Below are 20,863 nucleotides of genomic sequence, written 5' to 3' on the forward strand. Positions count from 1 at the left end.
ATGTTCGCGCCTTCATCGCCCGCGTCGCCCAGATCGCCCACACCGCCCACATCTCCTTCGCCGCCTTCATCCGCTCCACGCCTCCGGATCCGGGTGCGCTGGCGCCTGCCCCGCACCGGCCTGCTGAGCGGCGTCGCCGAAGGCCACTGGCTCTGGGAGCCCGACTCGCCTGCCGTGCGCAATGCCTTTCAGGCCGCGGTGGACGCGGGCAACCGCGCGCATGGCCCGGGCACGCACTGGATCGAGGAGAGCCATGAAGGTCGCGCGGCGCGCTGAGACCGGCAGCAAGAAACGCACACGACAAAAAGCCGGCGAGACCCGCCGGCTTTGGTGAAGACCCCGGATGACCGCCCGCGCGGCCCGCGCTCAGCGCGCCGCGTTGCGGTCGCCGATCATCTTCGGGCTGATGAAGATCAGCATCTCGGTCTTGTTGTTGACCCGGCTGCGCGTGCGGAACACCGCGCCCACCACCGGCAGTTCGCCCAGCACCGGCACGCGCGACTCGGAGCTCGTGTCCGTCAGCTCGAACACGCCGCCGATGACCACCGTGCCGCCGTTCTCCACCAGCACCTCGGTCTGGATGTGCTTGGTGTTGATGGCGTAGCCCGCGGTGGTCGACTGGCCCACCGTGTCCTTGTTGACGTCCAGCGACAGGATGATGTTGCCCTCGGGCGTGATCTGCGGCGTCACCTCGAGCTTGAGGTTGGCCTTGCGAAACGCGATGGAGGTGGCGCCGCTCGAGGTCGCCACCTGGTAGGGCAGCTCGGTGCCCTGCTCGATCAGCGCCTTGGTCTGGTCGGCCGTCACCACGCGCGGGCTCGACACCACCTTGCCCTTGCCGTCGGCCTCCAGCGCGGAGATCTCGAGGTTGAGCATCTTCGTCAGGCCGGAGTTGAACAGCGACAGTGCGAAGGTGCCCACCGCGTCGCCGGTGGTGCTGGTGGCCGGCAGGTTCACGAAGCTGGTGTTCGAGTAGGTGTTGCTGCCGGTGACGGTGGTGACGCCGCCGCTGGTCGACGAGCTCACGCTGGGCGTCACGCCCACCGCCGAGTTGCTGTTGACGAAGCCGCCGCCCAGCTTGGCGCCCAGCGACTTGCTGAAGGTGTCGCTGGCCTCGACGAAGCGCGCCTCGATCAGCACCTGCCGCACCGGCACGTCGAGCTTCTGGAGCAGCTCGGCCACCTGCGTGAGGCGCGAGGGAATGTCGGTCACGAACAGCTGGTTGGTGCGCACCTCGGCCAGCACGCTGCCGCGCGCGCTCAACAGGCGCGTGGTGCTGCCGCCCGATCCGCCACCGCCACCGCCCGAACCGGCACCGCTGCCGGTGAGGCCCGCGGCCACCGTGGCCGCCTTCGCGTAGTTGAGCTGGAACGACTGCGTGCGCAGCTGCTCCAGCCCCTGCAGCGCGGCCTGCGCCTCGTACCTGAGCTTTTCCTTGGCGTTGAGCTCGTCCTCCGGCGCGATGCGCAGCACGCTGCCGCTCTTGCGCATGCCGAGGTTCTTCGCCTCCAGGATGATGTCCAGCGCCTGGTCCCACGGCACGTCCTTCAGCCGCAGCGTGAGCGTGCCGCTGACCGAGTCGGAGGTGACGATGTTGAAGTTGGTGAAGTCCGCGATCACCTGCAGCAGCGAGCGGATCTCGATGTTCTGGAAGTTGAGCGACAGCTTCTCGCCGTTGTAGCCCACGCCCGGCGTGAGCTTGCCGGGGTTGTCCTTGCGCGGGCGAAGCTCCACCACGAACTGGCTGTTGCTCTGGTAGGCGCTGTGCTCCCAGTCGCCGCGCGGCTCGATCAGCATGCGCACGCGGTCGCCGGCCTGCTGCATGGACACCGTCTGCACGGGCGTGCCGAAGTCGGACACGTCGAGCCGGCGGTTCAGGCCCTCGGGCAGCGACGACTTGGTGAACTCCACCACGAGCCCCTTGCCCTGCTGGCGGATGTCCACACCCACCTGGTCGTTGGGCAGCGCGACGATCACGCGGCCGGCGCCGTCGGTGCCCAGGCGGAAGTCGACGTCGCGCAGCGGCAGCACGTCGCGGTTGCGGTTCTCCGCGAACTCCGACGGCTGGGCCGCCGCGAGCGGCGCGCCCGGCGCGGGCTGCAGCGACACCAGCAGCGACTTGCCGCGCATCTCGGTGCGGTAGGCGGCGGCCTGCTTCAGGTTCAGCACGAGCCGCGTGCGCTCGCCCGCCTGCACGACGTTCACCGAGCGCAGGTTGCCCTGGTTCATTTCGATGGCGGCACGGCCCAGGTTGCTGGTCGTGCCGGGAAAGTCGAGCGCGATGCGCGCGGGCGACTGGACGACGAAGCCGCCGGGCGCGGCGGCCAGCGGTTCGGAGAAATCGATGCGCAGCACCTCGGTGCCCGATTGCACCGTGCCCGTGACCGACTCGATGCGGTTCTGTGCGGGTACCTGTGCCGGTGTCTGTGCGTGTGCGGCCGCGAGCGGCCCGACGGCTGCGAGCAGGAACGCTGCCCGGAAAGCGGCCGCGCGCAACCAGCGCGGGACCGCGAATGTCTGTTGGTTCATTTCACCTGCCTTGAAACTGCGGCTTCACCTCCTCGCTGCTTCGAGCCCCCTCATGAGCGCAGCGCGAACCCCGGCACCGCGCAAGGCACGGTGCCGGGGCCAGCAAGCAGCGCGGCCCCTCAGCCGCGCTGCCGCATCACTTCGTCAGAACGCGTGGCGAATGCCGAAGTCGTAGCCCGTGGACGAGCGCGGCAGGCCGGTGTAGCCCACGCCCGCGCTGCCGTAGCCGGTGGTGCTGGCCGACACCAGGCTGCCCGTGTAGTTGGCGTCGTTGCGGTTGTTCACGCGCGCCACCGTGGCGTACAGCGCCGTGCGCTTGGACAGGTTGTGCACGTAGCCGATGGCCAGCTTCTGCGCGCGCGGGTCTTCGCCCGTGATGCCGGCCGCGCCTTCGTTGTAGCGAACCACCGAGTACGACGCACGGATCAGGCCCGCGCCCACCGGCACCGTTGCGCCGAACAGGTAGCCGTTGTAGCTGTCGTGCGTGTTGCTCAGCGCCGTGTTGAACTTGTTCTTCACGTTCGACAGTTCACCGAACAGCTTGACCGGGCCGAAGTCGTACGACGCACCGAGGTTGATGGTCTGCACCTTGCGCTCCAGCGTGGTGGTGTCCGCCGCCACGTTCTGGCCCACGGCCAGCGCCACGTCCAGTGGGCCGTTGGCGTAGCCGAAGCGCCCGCCGACGTAGCGGCCCGCGCTGCTGCTGGTGGCCGCCGTGGTGCTGGTCGCGTCGGTGCTGGTGTTCTCGTGGAAGCTGTACTGCAGCTGGCCGTAGAAGCCGCCCAGGTTCGGCGGCAGGAAGTAGCCCACCGCGTTGCTGGCGCGCACGTAGTTGGCGTTGTTCAGGCCGGTGCTGCCGCTGACGGTATTGATCACGCTGGAGCCCGAACCGTTGGTGCCGAACGGGTCGAACACGGTGTCGTTCCAGAAGGTGGCGGTGTAGTCGCGGCCCAGGCGCAGTTCGCCGAAGTTGCCCGACAGGCTCACGGTGGAGCGGCGGCTGAAGGTGCTGATGCCGGTGGCGCCGTCGTCGTTGGTGATGGGGGCTTCGAGCCAGAAGCTCGCAGCCAGGCCGCCGCCCAAGTCTTCGGTGCCGCGAAAGCCGATGCGGCTGGAGTTGTAGCCGGAGTTGCTCAGGCTCGTCTTGCTTTGCTTGATCGACGCGCCCGTGGTCGCGTCGCGCGAGGTGGCCGACTGGTAGGTCACGCCGGCGTCGACGACACCGAACAGCGTGACGGACGATTGGGCAGAAGCCAGGCCGCAGACGGCCAGGGCAGCGAATGCCGTGAGGGTTTTCTTCATTCAGGTTTCTCCAGTTTCAGGTCTGATGCGGCCGCTCGGTATCGACCGGCTGTACGCATGGTTTCGTCCAAATCTGGAGGAATTTGGTAGATCCGTTTTCTGCGCCATCGACTGTTGTGCGCGCACGTCAAACGCGTTCGCATCGCATGCAGAAGCCCCATTCATCGGTCCTTCAAATTTCTCCCAATTCAGCTGAAAAGATCCGGGCATGACGAAGCTGGAGACTCCAAGGTGAAGCGTTCGAGAACACTGATGGCGGCGATGTGCGGTGCGTTGGCCATCGCATGCGCCAGCACGAGCATGGCGATGGTTCACTCCACGTCGGTGCTGGCGGCGGGCATGTTCGTGGACTACAAGGCGCGTGCACAGACGCCATCGCACACGCCATCGCAGACAGGCGCGAATGCCCACGCATCGAACACGCAGCCCTGGTGGTCCGGCTTCGAGGACGTTGCGATGAACCGGCTGATGGCCGCATCGCAAGGCAGCGCCGGGTCGGGCGTGGCCGCCGCCTACATCGCGCTCAAGGTGAAGACGCTCGAGCTCCTCTACCTGGAGAACACGCGCGCCGCGGTGCAGCGGCAAACCGCCCTCCTGCAAGGCAGCACGCTGCCGCACGACGACTTCGCAAAGCAGCTCGCCGCGCGGCGGGCCGCCGCGAGCGCCAACATCGGCAAGCTGAAGGCACAGCGCGCGAGCTACATCGGCTACCTTGCCGCGCAATGCCACATGAGCGAAGCGGCCATGAACGAGCTGCTGGCCGATGCGCTGCAGGACAAGTCCTTGCCCCGCTTCGCCGCCGACGTGCCGCGCGAGCTGCCGATGGCGGTGCTGTCGAACCGCAGCGACATCCACCTGGCCGCGGCGCTGTACGACGCGGACTCCGAGGCCATGCCCGCCGGCGTGATCGATGCGGCCGCTGCAACCGATGCGGCCGATGCGGCCGGCGAGCAGCAGGCCATCGACATGCCCGGCAAGCCGCTCTACGCGCAGGCCGTGGCGCAGGCGCGCGACCAGGTCGCCACCGCGCTGCAGCGCCTGCAGGCGCAGAGCGAGATCGCCAACATCGCGTATGCGCGCGTGATGAACGCGCGCGCCGAATTCGAACAGTCGAAGTCGCGCCGCGACCGCGCGCAGATTTCCGAAGTGCAGCTGATGGAAGACTTCCAGGGCCTGCTGCTCGACCTGCACGTGCTGGCGGCGGCCAACGGCGAGCTCGCGCTGGCGTGGGTCGTCTTCATGGGAAGCATCGGCAACGACACCTCCGTCGATGCGGTGGCGAACTCATCGAACACGCCGTTGCCGTTTCTGCACAAAGTCTCCCGAAAGTTGCGCAATCCTTGAAGCTCGAAGGAGCCTTACATGACCACTGCCTTGCACAAAGTCCCCGTCCGCCCCGTGCTCACGCTGCCCGGCCAGGGACACCCGAAGCCGGACACCGGCGCGCTCGCGCGCCGCGTGTGCGCCATCGACAGCGAGCAGGCGAACACCACGGCCACCGCGCTGGGCATCCAGCAGCTCGCCGCCGCCTTCCAGCCCGCCTTCGGCCGCATGCACGTGCTCAAGGACCTGGTGATCCCGATGTACGACGGCAGCGCCGTGCCCACGGCCCGCTTCGACGTGGCGCTGGTGTGCGAAGCCGGCGTGTACCTGTTCGAGGTGAAGGGCTGGCGCAACGCGGTGGTGTACCGCAAGACATCGGCGCACACGGTGCCGCGCTGGTTCCTGCGCCAGCGCGGGAATTCGCTGGCACGCGAGGTGAAAGACCCCGCCTGGCAATGCGGCCGCAAGACCACGCACCTGCGCAGCCTGTTGCCGTCCGACCTGCGCGTGCAGTACTTCGTGCTGCTGCCGTTCGAGGGCGTCGAGCTCGAAGGCGTGATGCCCACCGTCGTGATCACGCCGCAGGACCTGCCCTACATCGCGCGCGTGGCGCGCAACAACGGCCGCACCGAACAGGGCTACCCGATGCTCGACGACGCGGCCATCGACCGCACGCTGCAGCTGCTGTCCGGCCTCCAGGGCGAGCTCACGGTGGACGACCACCTGCGCAACAGCCGGGACCGCAGCGAGCGCGGCGCACCGATGCCGGCGCGTGCCCATGCGCAGGCCAGGCCGACGCACCCGGGCCTGCTGAAGCTGCAATGAGCCGATGAGCCGGATCCTGTTGGTGGAGGAAGAGCGCGAGGCCGCGCCGGCATTGCATGACGAGCTGCGGCGCGCCGGCCACGAGATCGAGCGCATCGACGACGGCGCGGTGGCGCTGCAACGCATCCTCACCGCGCCGCCGGCGCTCACGCTGCTCGACGTGGAGCTGCCGCACGTCAGCGGCCTGCAGATCCTCGAGAAGATCCGCGCGCGCAGCGACCACCCGATCATCATGCTGACCGCGCGTGCCGGCGAGGCCGACCGGTTGCGCGGCTTCGAGCTGGGCGCGGACGACTACGTGTGCAAGCCCTGCTCGCCGAAGGAAGTGGCGGTGCGCATCCAGGTGGTGCTGCGCCGCTATGCGCAGCGCACGCGCGTGGCGCGCCCGCAGGCGCCGGTCACCTTCGGCGCGGTGCGCGGCTGCGCGGTGCTCGACGGGCACCACCTGCCGCTCACGCGCCGCGAGTCGCTGCTGCTGCGCGCGCTGTCGCAGGAGCCGGGGCGCGTGCTCACGCGATCGAAGCTGCTGGAGGCGGCGTTTCCGGAAGCGCTGGACGTGAACGAGCGCGCGGTCGACACGCACATCAAGAACCTGCGCAAGAAGCTCGCCACCGTCTCGGCGGCGCACGACTGGATCCGCTCCGTGTACGGCGTCGGCTTTGCGTGGGAATCGCAGGCCCGGCAGGAATCCTGATCCGCGCCGCTCACTGCCGCTCACCGCCGCTCACTGTCGCCCACAGTCGCCCACAGTCGACCCTTGCCGATCCACCGGTCCGTCGGTCCCCTCCTGGAAACCTCCCTCTCATGAAATCACGCTGGCGCGGTTGGCCGCTGCCGTCGATCGCGCTGTCGCTGTGGCTGCTGCTGCATGCGCGCACCGCGCCCGCGCAGGAAGCCTGGGTCGAGGCGCCGCTGGTGCTGCAACGCTCGCCGCAGCTGCCCGAGGCCATCGCTCCCGCCGAGCGCGGCACGCGGCCCAGCCTGGTCGACGGCAGCAAGCTCTCCGGCCGGCCCGACCTCGAGGTGGTGGTCGAGGGCGATGCGTCGCTGCGGCGCGGCGACACGCGCATCACCGCCGACCGGCTCGAGTACCAGCCGCCGGGCGACCTCGCCACGGCCACCGGCAGCGTGCACCTGAACCAGGCCGGCAACGTGTACGAAGGGCCCGAGCTGCACCTGAAGCTCGAGAGCTTCGAGGGCTTCTTCACCCACGTGCGCTACACGCTGCTGGCCACCGGCGCGCACGGCGAGGCCGAGCGCATCGACTTCGTCGACCCGCAGGTGTCGGTGGCGCGGCACGTCACCTACACCACCTGCCTGCGCGAGAACTACGCCGGCTGGGTGCCCGCGTGGATGCTCAGCGCCGTGACCATGACCACCGACACCGGCACCAACCTGGCCACCGCCACCGACGCGCAGATCAGCTTCCTGGGACTGACCACGCCCGCGCTGCCGTCGGTGAGCTTTCCGCTCACCAACGCGCGCCAGAGCGGCCTGCTGCCGCCGGTGTTCGGCTTCGACAGCACCAACGGCTTCGAGTACCTGCAGCCCTACTACTGGAACATCGCGCCCAACCGCGACGCCACGCTGTACCCGGAGATCATGAGCAACCGCGGCGTGAACCTGGGCACCGAGTTCCGCTACCTCGAGAAGGGCTACAGCGGCCAGGTGCGCGTCGACACCATGCCCAGCGACGCGCTGCGCGAGCGCAGCCGCTGGGGCCTGTGGGCCTCGCACAGCCAGCAGCTCGACCCCAAGCCCTTCGGGCTCGACTCGCTCACCACCGCGTTCAACATCAACCGCGTGAGCGACGACGACTACTGGCGCGACTTCTCGCACACGCCCACGATGACCTCTCGCCAGCTCTCCAACGAGGCCGACCTCAACTGGACCAAGGGCGACTGGAGCGGGCAGGCGCGCACGCTGTCCTACCAGACGCTGCAGTACGCGGCCTCGCCGATCACGCCGTCGTACAACCGCGTGCCGCAGGTCACGGCCAACTACAACACCTACGACTGGCACGGCTTCGACGTGTCGGGCACGCTGGACTACACGCGCTTCCAGGTCGACTCGGCCTACGCGCCCACGCTCAACGGCGTCAAGCAGCCCGACGGCGAGCGGCTGGTGGGCAACCTGCAGATCAGCCGGCCGTGGGCTTCGCCGGGCGGCTACGTCATTCCCAAGCTGCTGCTGCACACCGCCTCCTACCAGCTCGCGTCGCCGCTGGCCGACGGGCGCACCAGCGTCACCAGCGCGGTGCCGACCGTGAGCCTGGACAGCGGCCTGGTGTTCGAGCGCGACGCCAGCCTGTTCGGCCGCGCCTGGCGCCAGACGCTGGAGCCGCGCGCCTTCTACGTGCACACGCCCTACCGCGACCAGAGCCAGCTGCCGGTGTACGACTCGGCCGCCAACGACGTGAGCTTTGCCACGCTCTACACCGAGAACGCGTTCTCGGGCAACGACCGCGTGTCGGACACGAACACGCTGACCACCGGCGTGACGACGCGGCTGATCGACCCCGTGACGGGCGCCGAGTCGGCGCGCTTCGGCATCGCGCAGCGCTTTCGCTTCAGCGACCAGAACGTGACGCTGCCCGGCGGCACCGCCGTGACCGACCGCTCGGGCGACTTCATCTTCGGCGGGCAGGTGCACTGGAGCCCGAAGTGGAGCGTCGACGGCCTGGCGCAATACAACATGGACAGCGGCAAGACCACGCGCGACGCGCTCACGCTGCGCTACACGCCCGAGCGCTACCACACGCTCACTGCGGCCTTGCGCTACCAGGCGGACAGCAGCACCACCGCGAACGACGGCACCGAAACGGTCGACTTCAACTGGCAGTGGCCGCTGAGCGAACTCACGCGCGGGGTGTTCGGCGGCAAGTCGCCCAACGACCCGGGGCGCTGGTATGCGGTGGGCCGGCTGAGCTACAGCCTGCACGACCGCGCGATGTCCGACAGCCTGATCGGCGCGGAGTACAACGCCTGCTGCTGGGTCGGGCGCATCGTGCTGGAGCGGCTGGTGTCGGGCCGCGCCACGCCCGACACGCGGCTGATGTTCCAGCTCCAGTTCAACGGCTTCGGCAACATCGGCTCGAACCCGACGAGCACGCTGCTGCAGAACATCCAGGGCTACCAGCCGTTGAACCAGCCGACGGCCTCGCCGAGCCGGTTCACCAACTACGACTGAGGACCAGCGCCGGTCAACGCCGGTCAGGGCTGATCAGCGCTGGTCAGCATCTTCGCTGACCAGCGCCCACAGCGCCTCGGCCACCGGCGCCATCCGGGCCTGCTGGCGATAGAGGCGGATGTCCACCGGCACGCGCCAGCCGCCCGCGCCGGCGTCCACCAGCGCGCCGCTGCGCAGGTCGTCGGCCACCAGGCTCATCGGCAGCCACGCGAGGCCGCGGCCTTCTAGCGCCATGGTGCGCAGCAGCGCGGCATGGTGGGCCGTGAAGACGACCGGCAGCGACGCGGCGAAGTCCTTGCCGAACTCGCTGTCCTTGTCCTGGATGGCGCGCATGATCCGCCCCAGCCCCGAGGCCTCGCTGTAGGCCAGCACGGCGGGTGCCGCGGCCGTGCCGAGCGCATGCAGCGGCGCGCCACCGGCGCCGGCCGCGGACACCGGCACCAGCACGTCTTCGCTCAGGCGCCGCACCGGGTACTGCGCCTCGTCGAGACGGCCCGGCGCGCCCGCATGGCCGTGGCACAGCACGAACTGCACGCGGCGCTGCAGCATCAGGTCTTCGCAGGCGTACGAGCTGTCGGACACGGTCTGGATCGGGCCCGTGCTCAGCCGGGCCTCCACGCTGCCCAGCCAGCGCGGAAAGAAGGTCAGCGACAGCACGTGCGTGGCCGCGAAGCTCAGGCTGGCGGCGTCGAGGTCGTGCGCGGCGCGGGCCTTGATGCGCGCGGCCTCCAGGCCGGCCAGCACCTCCTGCAGCAGCGGCTGGAAGCGCTTGCCGGCCGCGGTCAGCGCGGTGGGGTGGGCGCTGCGGTCGAACAGGTCGACGCCCACCCACTCCTCGAGCGAGCGGATGTGCCGGCTGAACGCGGGCTGGGCGATGGAGCGGGCCTGCGCGGCGCGCGAGAAATTGCCGCTCTCGGCCAGGGCCAGGAAATCTTCCAGCCATTCCAGGTCGAGCGGTCGGTTGCCAGGGCCCATGCGCAGCGCGGTTGAATAGTTGTATGCGATTCGAGTATTGGACGGCTCGGCCCCGGCGGCAAAAGATGCACCCATTCCTGCACCTTGAACCACAACGGAGACACAGCATGCCTTCCATCGCGAATTATCGCGGGATCATTCCCGCCATTTCCTGCCCCTTCACGCCCGACCACCGCATCGACGAGCCGGCCCTGCGCAAGCTGGCCTCCTGGCTCGCCGGCCATGACGGCGTGGTGGCCGTCATGACCAACGGCCACACCGGCGAGGTGTTCTCGCTCACGCCGTCGGAGCGCGCCGAGGTGACGCGCATCGTGGCCGACGAGCTGCGCGGGCGCATGCCGGTGATCTCGTCGATCGTCTGCGAAGGCCTGGCCGAAGCCGCCGAGCACGCCCGCGCCGCGCAGGCCGCGGGCGCCGTGGCGCTGGACGTGATGCCGCCGCACCACTGGCTGCGCTTCGGCTTCACGCCCGGCCATGCGCTGCAGTACTTCGAGGCCATCCACCGCGCCGCGCCCGAGCTCGACCTGGTCTGCCACGTGTACCCCGCATGGACGCGCGCCTCGTACTCGTCACAGCTGCTGGCCGAACTGGCCCGCCTGCCCTACCTGCAGGCCTTCAAGGTCGGCCAGCGCGACATGAACAAGTACGCCCGCGACATCCAGGCGATCCGCGAGGCCGACGCGTCCAAGGCCATCCTGACCTGCCACGACGAGTACCTGCTGGCCTCGATGGTGCAGGGCGTGGACGGCGCGCTGGTCGGCTTCGCCACCTTCATTCCGCAACTGATCATCGACCTGTGGAACGCCGTGAAGGCCGGCGACCTGAAGAAGGCGATGGCGGTGCAGGCCCTCATCACGCCGCTGAAGGACGCGGTGTACGGCGGCGGCGAGCCGACCGGCGAGGCGCATGCGCGCATGAAGGGCGGCATGTTCCTGGCCGGCGTGCTCGACAACGCCACCGTGCGCCCGCCGACCGAGGCGCCGAACGCGCGCGAGATGGACGCGCTGCGCGCCGCGGTCGAGCAGGCCGGGCTGTCGAAGCGCTGAGCCCACGGGGCGGCGCTGCACACCCCAGCGGCGCCGCCCAAAAAAACACAAGGAGACAAGAGACATGCAACGCATCCATTTCCTGCGGGCCACGCTGGCCGCCCTTGCGCTGGCCGCGGCGTCCACCGGCTTCGCCCAGACCTGGCCCAGCCGGCCGGTGCGCATGGTGATTCCGTTTCCGCCCGGCGGCACGCTCGACACCATCGGCCGCCTGCTGGCGCAGAAGCTCGGCGAGCAGACGGGCCAGACCTTCATCGTGGAGAACCGCGCCGGCGGCAACGGCATCATCGGCGCCGACGTGGTGTCGAAGGCGCCCGCCGACGGCTACACGCTGCTGTTCAACGCCTCCACCTTCACCACCGCGCCGATGACCATGAAGTCGGTGCCGTACGACGTGGTGAAAGACTTCACGCCGGTGGCGCTGGTGGCCAAGGCGCCGCTGTCGGTGGCGGTGAACAAGAACCTGCCGGTGACCGACGTGAAGTCGCTCATCGCATATGCCAAGGCGCACCCCGGCAAGATGACCTTCGCGGTGGGCTCCATCGGCTCGGCGGGCCACCTGTCGACCGAGCTGCTCAAGCGCGCGGGCGGCGGGCTGGACTACCTGATCGTGCCGTACAAGGGCACGGCGCCCGCGTTCCAGGACCTGATCGGCGGGCAGATCGACGGCTTCATCGACCCCATCCTCGGGTCGCTGCAGTACCACAAGAGCGGCATGGTGAAGGTGATCGCGGTCACCTCGGCCGCGCGCGCCACCAGCCTGCCGAACGTGCCCACGGTGGCCGAGAGCATTCCGGGCTACGAGTTCTACAGCTGGTACGGCCTGTGGGGTCCGGCGAAGCTGCCGCCGGCCGTCACGCAGCGGCTGAACGCCGAGGTCAACAAGGCACTGGGCACCGACATGCGCGAGACGCTGAACGCGCAGGGCCTGCTGCTCACGCCGGGCAGCGTGGACGAGTTCGTCAAGTTCCAGCAGGCCGACATGGAGCGCTCGCGCAAGATCATCGTGGAGGGCAACATCCATGTCGAATGAGTCCGCCCCGCATGCCGTGGTGACCGGCAGCAGCGGCGGCATCGGCCGCGCCATCGCGTCGCGGCTGCTCGCGCAAGGCTGGCGCGTGAGCGGGCTCGACCTGGCCGCGCCCACGCTGGCCCACGAAGCCTTCGCGCATGTGGCGGTGGACCTGTGCGATGCCGATGCCATCGCGCGCGCGGCAGCCGGCCTGCAGGACGCGCAGGCGCTGGTGCATGCGGCCGGCGTGCTGCGCGTGGGCCCGCTGGGCGCGCTCGACCATGCGGGCGGCGCGCTGATGTGGCGCCTGCATGTGGATGCCGCCACGCGGCTGGCCGACGCGCTCGTGCCCGCCATGGCCGCGCGCGGCCACGGGCGCGTGGTGTTCGTCGGCAGCCGCGTCGCGCAGGGCCTGCCCGGGCGCGGCCAGTACGCCGCGACCAAGGCCGCGCTGATCGCGCTCGCGCGCAGCTGGGCGGCCGAGGTGGCGGCCCAGGGCGTGACCGTCAACGTGGTGTCGCCGGGCGCCACGCAGACCTCGATGCTGCGGGACCCGGCGCGCGCGGGCAGCGCACCGCGCCTGCCGCCCATCGGCCGGCTGATCCAGCCCGAGGAAATTGCCGCGCTCGTGGGCTTCCTGCTGTCGCCGCCGGCCGCGGCCATCACGGGGCAGGACGTCGCCATCTGCGGCGGCTCGTCGCTGAACCGCTGAACCGCTGAACGCTTTTCCCCTTTTCCTTTCCACCTGAATCCGACCATGAAAATCGTCAACATCCTCGAGTCCACGCGTCCCATCAAGTCGGACATCCGCAACGCCTACATCGACTTCTCGAAGATGACCCTGAGCCTGGTGGCCGTGGTCACCGACGTGATCCGCGACGGCAAGCCGGTCATCGGCTACGGCTTCAACTCCAACGGCCGCTACGGCCAGGGCGGGCTGATCCGCGAGCGCTTCCTGCCGCGCCTGCTCGAGGCCGAGCCCGCGTCGCTGCTCGACGAGACGGGCGAGAACCTCGACCCCCACAAGATCTGGGCGCGCATGATGATCAACGAGAAGCCCGGCGGCCACGGCGAGCGCTCGGTGGCCGTGGGGACCATCGACATGGCCGTGTGGGACGCCACCGCCAAGATCGCGGGCCAACCGCTGTACCAGCTGCTGGCCGAGCGCTACGGCACCGGCACGCCGAACCCGCGCGTGTTCGTGTACGCCGCGGGCGGCTACTACTACCCCGGCAAGGGCGTGGAAGGCCTGCAGCGCGAGATGACCAGCTACCTGGAGCGCGGCTACTCGGTGGTGAAGATGAAGATCGGCGGCGCCACGCTGGCCGAGGACTGCGAGCGCATCGAGTCGGTGCTGAAGATCCTCGGTCCGGGCCAGCAGCTGGCGGTGGACGCCAACGGCCGCTTCGACCTGCAGACGGCCGTCGACTACGGCCGCGCGCTGTCGCAGTACCCGCTGTTCTGGTACGAGGAAGCCGGCGACCCGCTCGACTACGAACTGCAGGCGAAGCTGGGCGAGGTGTACGCCGGCTCCATGGCCACGGGCGAGAACCTGTTCTCGATGCAGGACGCGCGCAACCTCATCCGCCACGGCGGCATGCGGCCCGACCGCGACTGGCTGCAGTTCGACTGCGCGCTGAGCTACGGCCTGGTGGAATACCTGCGCACGCTCGACATGCTGAAGGAGAACGGCTGGTCGCCCTCGCGCTGCATTCCGCACGGCGGCCACCAGATGTCGCTGGCCATTGCGGCGGGCCTGGGCCTGGGCGGCAACGAGAGCTACCCCGACCTGTTCCAGCCCTACGGCGGCTTCCCCGACGGCGTGAAGGTCGACAACGGCTACGTCACGCTGCCGCCGCTGCCGGGCATCGGCTTCGAGGGCAAGGCCGATCTCATTTCGGAGATGCGGGCGCTTGCCGGCTGAGGCAGGAAAACCTCGATGCGCCCACCGTGCTTCGCTAGACGCTAGAGGCGCGGCGCATGAAACCGGCACGGCAAAGGCCAGGAACACCGCGGAACCGGCTTTGCCGGGCCGCCGGTGTTGCCCCCAGCGGGGGTTGGAGAAGCGACGCGAAGCGCGCGAAGCCTGGAGCCTGGAGCCTGGAGCCTGGGGGCGAGTCTGAGCTATGGCTGGAAGCCCGAGCGGCGCACCACCGGCTCCCATTGCTGGCGGTAGGTCTTGAGCATCTGCGCGGTTTCGGCCGCGGTGCTGACCACCGGCGTGATGTAGAGCGCGTCGGCCGCCTTCTGCAGGCCCGGGTCCTTCATGACGTCGTGGATCGCGCTGGACAGCAGCTGCACCTTCGCGGGTGCCATGGTGCTGGGCGCGAAGAAGGTGTTCCAGCCGTCGGCATCGATCTTCATGCCGGCTTCGCGGAAGGTCGGGATGTTGGGCGCGAAGCTCGCGCGCTTCTTGCCCGACACCGCCAGGATGCGGATCTTGCCGGCCACGTGCTGCGGATAGACCGAATCGAGCGTGTCGATGGCGATCGGCAGGTTGCCGCCGATCAGGTCGGCCGTCAGCGGCGCCGAGCCGCCGTAGCCCTTGATCTGCGGCTGCACGCTCAGTGCGTCGCCCACCATCAGGCCGAAGAAGTGAGGCAGGCTGCCGGTGGCGGGCACGCCGAACACGGCCTCTTCCGGGTGCGCCCAGAGCCGGCCCACGAGGAACATCGCGCGGTCGAGCTGCAGCTTGGTGCCCACGGCCAGCGCGAAGTCGTAGCTGCTGACCTGCGAGACGGGCACGAAGTCCTTGTCGGGGTCGTAGCCCGCGTCCTTGAACACCAGCGGCGCCACCACCATCACGGCGGGGTTGCCCAGCATCAGCGCGTTCTGGCCCGCGGGCGTGCGCTTCACTTCCTTGGCCGCGAGCCGGCCGCCTTCACCGGGGCGGTTTTCGACCGTCACCTTCACGCCGAGCTTGGGGGCGAGGCGTTCGGCGATCAGGCGCGCCATGCGGTCGGTGCTGCCGCCGGGCGCGTAGCCGACCACGAGGGCCAGCGGTCCGTCGAGCGCGGGCGTCTGCGCGTGGGCGGTGTGCATCAGCGGTGCGCAGGCGGACAGGGCAACGCCCCATGCCATGAGCTTTCGCCGTGAAAAGAATGCGGGCATGGAGTCTCCTGCGGGCAGTTGTAGTGGGTGGGCACGCGCGAGTTGCGCGGCGTCTTCGCGGCGAGAATCGACCACCGCCAAGTTGTTGCTGTTCGTGCAAATTTGTGACGGAGTTATACGTACGCAGCAAACAGTTGATCTAATCCATCACTTGTGCGCCGAGGCGAACCGACCACATTCGCCGCCTTCATTAATCCATCCGTATGCAAGCCTTCCCCGACGCCGCCGCGTTGCGCGCGCCAAGCGCACTGACCGACCTGCTTCTTTACCGCCTTGCGCGCGCCATGCGCGCGGGCAGCGGCATGGCGACGCGACTGGTCGAAGGAGGTTTCGGCATCACGCGCCGCGAGTGGGGAATGATCGCCACGCTCGCGCAGGAGGGCGAGATGACGTCGTCCACGCTGGCCACGCACCTCAACCTCGACCGCGTGCGCACTTCGCGCGGGCTGCGCAGCCTGGTCGAGAAGAAGCTGGTGGAACGGCGCCAGGACGCCGAGGACCGGCGCGAGGTGCACGTGCGCCTGAGCGACTCGGGCCTGCAGCTCTTCGGCCAGCTGTTTCCGCGCATTGCGGGGCTGAACACCGGCCTGCTCGAAGGCATCGAGCCGGCGCACCTGGACATTCTTCTGCAGTGCCTGCGCCACCTGGAGCAGCGCGGGGACGAACTGATCGCGCAGGGCGCGATCGCCGAGAAGGCCGACCGGCGCTCGGGCGGTACCCGGCACCGGTGGCCCGAACGCAGCTGAGGCGCCGACGACGCTGACGCGGCAAGGCCGCGCCGGGCTCAGGCCTCGACGTTCAGCGTGCCGCCGATGGGCACGCCGTTGGCGTTGGTGCGGAAGGCGTTCGAGGGCGAAGCGCCCTGTTCCACCGCCTTGACCTCCTTGGCCTCCGCGCTTTTCTGCAGGGCCGCGGCCTGCACGGCCTTCAGCTGTGCCTGCAGCATGGCGAGCTGGGTCGTGAGCGATTGCAGCTGCTGCTCGACCGCCTTGCGCGCATCGCCCTCGGGCGTTTCGACCAGCGTCTTCTGCGTGGCCGTGATCTGCTTTTGCGTCGCGGTGATCTGGCGCGTGATCTTCGCGACCTCCGCGGCCGTGCCGCTTCCGCTCGCGGAGGTGCTCGAAGCACCGATGGCAGTCAGCATGTGAATCCTCTTGTTGTGTGGTGGATAGAGGACTATCGGCAGGGGGGAGGAAAAGTGAAGGGGTGGCGCGCTCTGCTAGTTGAGGCAGTGCTTCGCTGCGAGCTCGAAAAACGCAAGCTGCTCCTTCAGAGACGCGAGCTTGTCTTCAAGGCTGAGACTCACCCCTTCGCGCGGTTCGAACGACACATCGCCCGCGGGCGTGAGAACGAAGGCCGTGGCACCCACGTCACCGCCCATCCGATTTCTTGCGTTGACGAGGCCACAGCCGGCCTTGGTCGAGCGGGAAAAGGTGACGTTGCTGAACTGCGCCGAGTCGGGATCGTTCAGGCCGCGCTTCACCTGGGTCTGCACCTGGTGGATGGGCCAGTAGAACCACCAGCCGGCGGTGCCAAAGGCGACAAGAATGAACGTGGTGGCGCAGGCGAGGCGCTTCATGGGCGGCATCGTAACGAACCGCTTCTGCGTCGGCTGCTGACTGAGCCCTACCGCCGTGAGGCCGAACTGCCCGATCGATCACCCTGGACAGGTGCGTCGGCGGATCTGCTCGCCGGCCAGCAAAAACAAAGCCTTTGTGCGAGACGGCATGACGCCGCTGGAATCGTTGCTCCGGTGCGCACAGAGAAAAAGGGAAGGTTTCGAGACTTCGCGAACCATTGCGGGACGCTGGGGTGCGGAGAGTGTGAGATTCGAACTCACGGACGCTTTCACGTCGGCAGTTTTCAAGACTGCTGGTTTAAACCACTCACCCAACTCTCCGGAGCCGGCGATTCTAAGCCGCCGGCGACAACCTCATTCGCCCTCAGTCCCCGTCAGGCAAGAACATCGCCTGCAAGTCACTCAAAAAATCCAGCCCGCGCTCGGTCGGCCACACGCGAAACAGGTCGCGCGCCACGAGCCCCTTGCGCTCGGCTTCTTCGAGCCCGCGCTGGATCGACGTCATGGCCAGCCCGGTGCGTTCGCTGAACTGCGGCAGCGTGAAGCCCTGCTTCAGCCGCAACGCGTTGAGCATGAATTCGAACGGCAGGTCGGCCAGCGCCACTTCGTCGCTCTGCGACACGGCGGCGCCCGCGCGCGCGTTGTCCATGTACAGGCGCGGCTCGCGATAGCGCACCTGGCGCACGATGCGGTGCGCAAAGCTCAGCTTGCTGTGCGCGCCGGCGCCAATGCCCAGGTAGTCGCCGAACTGCCAGTAGTTGAGGTTGTGCGCACACTGGTGCCCCTCGCGCGCATAGGCCGACACCTCGTAGCGCGACATGCCGGCAACGCCGGTGCGCTCGGTGATGCGGTCGAGCATGGCGTAGGCGATGTCGTCCTCGGGCAGCACGGGCGGGAACTTGGCGAACCAGGTGTTGGGCTCGATGGTCAGGTGATAGATCGAGATGTGCGGCGGCGCAAGCGCCAGGGCCTGGGTCAGGTCGGCGTCGAGGCCTTCCATGGTCTGGCCCGGCAGCGCGTACATCAGGTCGAGGTTGAAGGTGTCGAACGCGTGCGCGGCCTCTTCGAGCGCGGCGATGGCCTGCGCGCGGTCGTGCACGCGGCCCAGGGCCTTCAGGTGCTCGTCGTTGAAGCTCTGCACGCCCACCGACAGCCGCGTGACGCCCGCCGCGCGGTAGGCACGGAAGCGGTTGCGCTCGAAGGTGCCAGGGTTGGCCTCGAGGGTGATCTCGCAGTCGGGCGTGAGCTTCAGGCGCGCGCGCACGTCGCCCAGCAGGCGGTCGATGGCTTGCGGCGAGAACAGGCTGGGCGTGCCGCCGCCGATGAAGATGGTGTGCACGCTGCGGCCCCAGATGAGCGGCAGCGCGGCGTCGAGGTCGGCAATCAGCGAATCGATGTAGGCCTGCTCGGGAATGCCGTCGATGTCGGCCTCGCTGGCGGCGCGCCATTCGTGCGAGTTGAAGTCGCAGTACGGGCACTTGCGCAGGCACCACGGCAGGTGGATGTACAGCGACAGCGGCGGCAGCGCGGACAGCTGCAGCGGGCCGGGCCGCATCCAGTGCAGCACGTCGTTGGCCTGCGGCGCGCCCGTGGGCTGCGCCGGCTGGATCGGGAAGACGGTTGCCATTACAGCCAGCGTTCGCGCATCAGCGCCAGCATGGCCTGCGCGGCGCGGCCGCGGTGGCTGTTGGCGTTCTTCACTTCGCTCGTCAGTTGCGCAAAGGTCTTGCCGAAGTCCGGCAGGTACATGACGGGGTCGAAGCCGAAGCCGTTGTCGCCGACGGGTTCGGCCGCGATCTCGCCGACCACGCGGCCCACGGCAATGAGCGGCTCGGGGTCGTCGTGGCTGCGCAGCGCCACCAGCGTGCTCACGAGCGCGGCGCGGCGGTTGACCACGCCGTCGAGCTGCTCGAGCAGCGCCTTCACGTTGTTGGCGTCGCCCTTGGCGTAGCCGAATTGCGTGGCGTAGAAGGCGGTGTCGACGCCCGGCAGGCCGCCGAAGGCATCGACGCACAGGCCGGCATCGTCGGCAATGGCCGGCAGGCCGGTGGCGGCGCTGGCGTGGCGCGCCTTGGCCAGCGCGTTTTCCACGAAGGTGCGAAAGGGTTCTTCAGCCTCGCCCACGCCCAGCGCCGACTGCGGCACCAGGGTGACGGACAGCCCGGCAAACAGCTGCTGGAGTTCGGCGAGCTTGCCCGCGTTGTTGGAGGCCAGAACCAGTTTCATAAACAGTCAAAGTGGCTGTGACGCACGTTCGACGTGCGCCAGTAGCTATTAGTTCGATAGCAGCGCCTGCTGCTGCAGGGTCACGAGTTCGCCGATGCCCTTTTCGGCCAGGCCGAGCAGGATGTTCATTTCCTCGCGCGTGAAGGCCACGCCTTCGGCCGTGCCCTGCACTTCGACGAAATGGCCGGCGCCGGTCATGACGACGTTCATGTCGGTGTCGCAGGCCGAGTCTTCGATGTATTCGAGGTCGAGCAGCGGCGTGCCGTCGACGATGCCCACCGAGATGGCGGCCACGTGGCCCTTGATGGGCGAGGCCTTCAGCGTGCCGGCGGCGAGCAGCTTGTTGACGGCGTCCTGCGCGGCCACGAAGGCGCCGGTGATGGCCGCGGTGCGCGTGCCGCCGTCGGCCTGGAGCACGTCGCAGTCGAGGTGGATGGTGCGTTCGCCCAGGGCGGCCAGGTCGAACACGGCGCGCATCGAGCGGCCGATGAGGCGCTGGATTTCCTGCGTGCGGCCGGTCTGCTTGCCCTTGGCGGCTTCGCGGCTGCTGCGGGTGTGGGTGGCGCGCGGCAGCATGCCGTATTCGGCCGTGACCCAGCCTTCGCCGCTGCCTTTCTTGTGCGGCGGCACCTTCTCTTCGACGGAGGCAGTGCACAGCACGCGCGTGTCGCCGAATTCGATGAGCACCGAGCCCTCGGCGTGGATGGTGAAGCCGCGGGTGATGCGCACGGGGCGCAGCTGGTCGGCGGCACGGCCGCCGCTTCGTGTGAAAACGGTCATTGTTTGGGAACCGGAAAAGGAAAAAGTAAAAGCCGCGCGCTCAAGCCCGGTGAGGCTCAGGTCTTGCGGGCGGCGGAGCGGCGAATGGCTTCGTTGATTTCGGCAATGGAGCGCTCGATGGCGTCTTCGTCGAGGTCGTCGATCTCGCTGTCGGAGGGCATGCCGGCCTGGATGGTCGAGGCGAACACGCCGTCTTCGATGGTTTCGGTGGACACGCCGCTGCGGTCGTCGGCGCTGTCGGGCATTTCCCATTCGAGCGCGATGAGCGTGACGTTGTCGCTGTGGGCGCCGCCCTTGCGCAGCGCCATCTCGGCGAGGTCGGGCGCGGCGTCGGACACGGGCTTGCCGGAGGACAGCGTGTGGACGATGAGCTCGTCGTCGAGCACGCCCCAGACGCCGTCGGAGCACAGCATGATGCGGTCGCCGCGCTGCAGCGTGAGCGGGGGCGCCACGTCGAACAGCGGGGTGGTGGGCGAGCCCAGGCAGGTCAGCAGCAGGTTGCGGTTGACGGGCGCGTCGGAGCCGGTGGGCTTGGGGCGCTCGGCGTGCGAGTGGTCGCGCGTGCGCACCAGCAGGCGGCCGTCGCGCACGACGTACAGGCGCGAGTCGCCGCAGTGCATCCAGGTTGCGGTGGCGTTCTGCAGCACGGCCGCGACGACGGTGGTGCGCGGCGTGTCGAGCATGGCCTTGTGGCTGGCGTACCGCATGATCTGCTGGTGCGCGGCCATGGCCGATTCGGCCAGGAACGCCTTCACGTCCTTCACGGTCGGGCGCGCCTCGCGCTGGTAGAGCGCGGCGATGGTCTGCAGCGCGAGCTGCGCCGCCACTTCGCCTTCCGGGTGTCCGCCCATGCCGTCGGCCAGCACGAACAGGCCCGACTCCCGCGTGTAGCAATAGCCCATGCGGTCTTCGTTCTTGACACGACCGCCCTTGCGGCTGACCTGGAAGACGGAGAATTTCATGATG

Annotated in this window: 20 protein-coding genes and 1 tRNA gene; 10 read left to right on the plus strand and 11 right to left on the minus strand. The window is 68.9% G+C overall.

Annotated features, from left to right (window positions below):
- Nucleotides 1-93 precede the first annotated feature (93 nt).
- Nucleotides 94-276: a hypothetical protein gene (locus BM004_RS28880; RefSeq protein WP_093218630.1), complete on the plus strand. Its 183-nt coding sequence runs from the start codon at nucleotides 94-96 to the stop codon at nucleotides 274-276.
- Between the two features lie 90 nt (nucleotides 277-366).
- Here BM004_RS28880 and pilQ read toward each other — a convergent pair whose 3' ends face one another.
- Complete coding sequence (gene pilQ, locus BM004_RS28885) at nucleotides 367-2,529, minus strand: type IV pilus secretin PilQ (protein ID WP_093218632.1); 2,163 nt, start codon at nucleotides 2,527-2,529, stop codon at nucleotides 367-369.
- A 144-nt stretch (nucleotides 2,530-2,673) separates the two neighbouring features.
- Nucleotides 2,674-3,831 carry a porin gene (locus BM004_RS28890; protein WP_093218556.1) on the minus strand — a complete coding sequence of 386 codons (1,158 nt, stop codon included), beginning with the start codon at nucleotides 3,829-3,831 and terminating at the stop codon, nucleotides 2,674-2,676.
- A 231-nt stretch (nucleotides 3,832-4,062) separates the two neighbouring features.
- Between BM004_RS28890 and BM004_RS28895 the strand changes: the two genes are divergently transcribed.
- The 4 genes from BM004_RS28895 to BM004_RS28910 all read left to right on the plus strand — a co-directional run bounded on the left by BM004_RS28895 (nucleotide 4,063) and on the right by BM004_RS28910 (nucleotide 9,168).
- Nucleotides 4,063-5,175: a hypothetical protein gene (locus BM004_RS28895; RefSeq protein WP_143072545.1), complete on the plus strand. Its 1,113-nt coding sequence runs from the start codon at nucleotides 4,063-4,065 to the stop codon at nucleotides 5,173-5,175.
- Nucleotides 5,176-5,193: 18 nt separating this feature from the next.
- Nucleotides 5,194-5,979, plus strand: a complete 786-nt coding sequence (locus BM004_RS28900; RefSeq protein WP_093218636.1) for a nuclease-related domain-containing protein — start codon at nucleotides 5,194-5,196, stop codon at nucleotides 5,977-5,979.
- 4 nt (nucleotides 5,980-5,983) lie between these two features.
- Entirely contained in the window at nucleotides 5,984-6,673 is a 690-nt protein-coding gene (locus tag BM004_RS28905) for a response regulator transcription factor (RefSeq protein WP_093218637.1), read from the plus strand.
- A gap of 110 nt (nucleotides 6,674-6,783) precedes the next feature.
- On the plus strand, nucleotides 6,784-9,168 hold the full coding sequence (locus BM004_RS28910; RefSeq protein WP_093218639.1) for an LPS-assembly protein LptD: 2,385 nt from the start codon (nucleotides 6,784-6,786) through the stop codon (nucleotides 9,166-9,168).
- A gap of 33 nt (nucleotides 9,169-9,201) precedes the next feature.
- Here BM004_RS28910 and BM004_RS28915 read toward each other — a convergent pair whose 3' ends face one another.
- Complete coding sequence (locus BM004_RS28915; RefSeq protein WP_093218641.1) at nucleotides 9,202-10,143, minus strand: LysR family transcriptional regulator; 942 nt, start codon at nucleotides 10,141-10,143, stop codon at nucleotides 9,202-9,204.
- Between the two features lie 107 nt (nucleotides 10,144-10,250).
- On the opposite strand from BM004_RS28915, the gene BM004_RS28920 reads away from it, so the two are divergent.
- The 4 genes from BM004_RS28920 (at nucleotide 10,251) to BM004_RS28935 (ending at nucleotide 14,125) form a co-directional block, all read left to right on the plus strand.
- Nucleotides 10,251-11,189 carry a dihydrodipicolinate synthase family protein gene (locus BM004_RS28920; RefSeq protein ID WP_093218643.1) on the plus strand — a complete coding sequence of 313 codons (939 nt, stop codon included), beginning with the start codon at nucleotides 10,251-10,253 and terminating at the stop codon, nucleotides 11,187-11,189.
- Between the two features lie 64 nt (nucleotides 11,190-11,253).
- Nucleotides 11,254-12,222, plus strand: a complete 969-nt coding sequence (locus BM004_RS28925; RefSeq protein WP_093218645.1) for a Bug family tripartite tricarboxylate transporter substrate binding protein — start codon at nucleotides 11,254-11,256, stop codon at nucleotides 12,220-12,222.
- A complete protein-coding gene (locus BM004_RS28930) occupies nucleotides 12,212-12,913 on the plus strand; it encodes an SDR family NAD(P)-dependent oxidoreductase (protein ID WP_093218647.1) in 702 nt (233 codons plus the stop codon). Before BM004_RS28925 ends, BM004_RS28930 begins: the two co-directional genes overlap by 11 nt.
- Before the next feature lie 45 nt (nucleotides 12,914-12,958).
- Nucleotides 12,959-14,125 carry a mandelate racemase/muconate lactonizing enzyme family protein gene (locus tag BM004_RS28935; RefSeq protein WP_093132575.1) on the plus strand — a complete coding sequence of 389 codons (1,167 nt, stop codon included), beginning with the start codon at nucleotides 12,959-12,961 and terminating at the stop codon, nucleotides 14,123-14,125.
- Nucleotides 14,126-14,325: 200 nt separating this feature from the next.
- Here the strand turns inward: BM004_RS28935 and BM004_RS28940 are convergent, their stop codons facing one another.
- A complete protein-coding gene (locus BM004_RS28940; RefSeq protein ID WP_093132573.1) occupies nucleotides 14,326-15,312 on the minus strand; it encodes a tripartite tricarboxylate transporter substrate-binding protein in 987 nt (328 codons plus the stop codon).
- 203 nt (nucleotides 15,313-15,515) lie between these two features.
- On the opposite strand from BM004_RS28940, the gene BM004_RS28945 reads away from it, so the two are divergent.
- The gene (locus BM004_RS28945) at nucleotides 15,516-16,058 is read left to right on the plus strand and encodes a MarR family winged helix-turn-helix transcriptional regulator (protein ID WP_093218649.1); all 543 of its coding nucleotides are present in this window, start codon (nucleotides 15,516-15,518) and stop codon (nucleotides 16,056-16,058) included.
- Between the two features lie 38 nt (nucleotides 16,059-16,096).
- On the opposite strand, the gene BM004_RS28950 is transcribed toward BM004_RS28945, so the two are convergent.
- The 7 genes from BM004_RS28950 to BM004_RS28980 all read right to left on the minus strand — a co-directional run bounded on the left by BM004_RS28950 (nucleotide 16,097) and on the right by BM004_RS28980 (nucleotide 20,859).
- Nucleotides 16,097-16,456 (minus strand): FlxA-like family protein, encoded by a 360-nt coding sequence (locus BM004_RS28950; RefSeq protein WP_093218651.1) that lies wholly within the window; start codon nucleotides 16,454-16,456, stop codon nucleotides 16,097-16,099.
- 75 nt (nucleotides 16,457-16,531) lie between these two features.
- Nucleotides 16,532-16,891, minus strand: a complete 360-nt coding sequence (locus BM004_RS28955) for a hypothetical protein (protein WP_143072546.1) — start codon at nucleotides 16,889-16,891, stop codon at nucleotides 16,532-16,534.
- Between the two features lie 236 nt (nucleotides 16,892-17,127).
- Nucleotides 17,128-17,212: transfer RNA gene (locus tag BM004_RS28960), tRNA-Ser, on the minus strand.
- A 43-nt stretch (nucleotides 17,213-17,255) separates the two neighbouring features.
- Nucleotides 17,256-18,518 (minus strand): radical SAM family heme chaperone HemW, encoded by a 1,263-nt coding sequence (gene hemW / locus BM004_RS28965; protein WP_093218655.1) that lies wholly within the window; start codon nucleotides 18,516-18,518, stop codon nucleotides 17,256-17,258.
- A complete protein-coding gene (rdgB, locus tag BM004_RS28970; RefSeq protein WP_093132555.1) occupies nucleotides 18,518-19,117 on the minus strand; it encodes an RdgB/HAM1 family non-canonical purine NTP pyrophosphatase in 600 nt (199 codons plus the stop codon). Before rdgB ends, hemW begins: the two co-directional genes overlap by 1 nt.
- A 48-nt stretch (nucleotides 19,118-19,165) precedes the next feature.
- Nucleotides 19,166-19,897: a ribonuclease PH gene (gene rph, locus BM004_RS28975; protein ID WP_093218657.1), complete on the minus strand. Its 732-nt coding sequence runs from the start codon at nucleotides 19,895-19,897 to the stop codon at nucleotides 19,166-19,168.
- A 56-nt stretch (nucleotides 19,898-19,953) separates the two neighbouring features.
- Nucleotides 19,954-20,859, minus strand: coding sequence for a PP2C family protein-serine/threonine phosphatase (locus tag BM004_RS28980; protein ID WP_093132552.1), 906 nt, complete (start codon nucleotides 20,857-20,859; stop codon nucleotides 19,954-19,956).
- Nucleotides 20,860-20,863 lie beyond the last annotated feature (4 nt).

The sequence above is a fragment of the Variovorax sp. OK212 genome (genome assembly GCF_900112425.1).
GTDB lineage: Bacteria > Pseudomonadota > Gammaproteobacteria > Burkholderiales > Burkholderiaceae_C > Variovorax.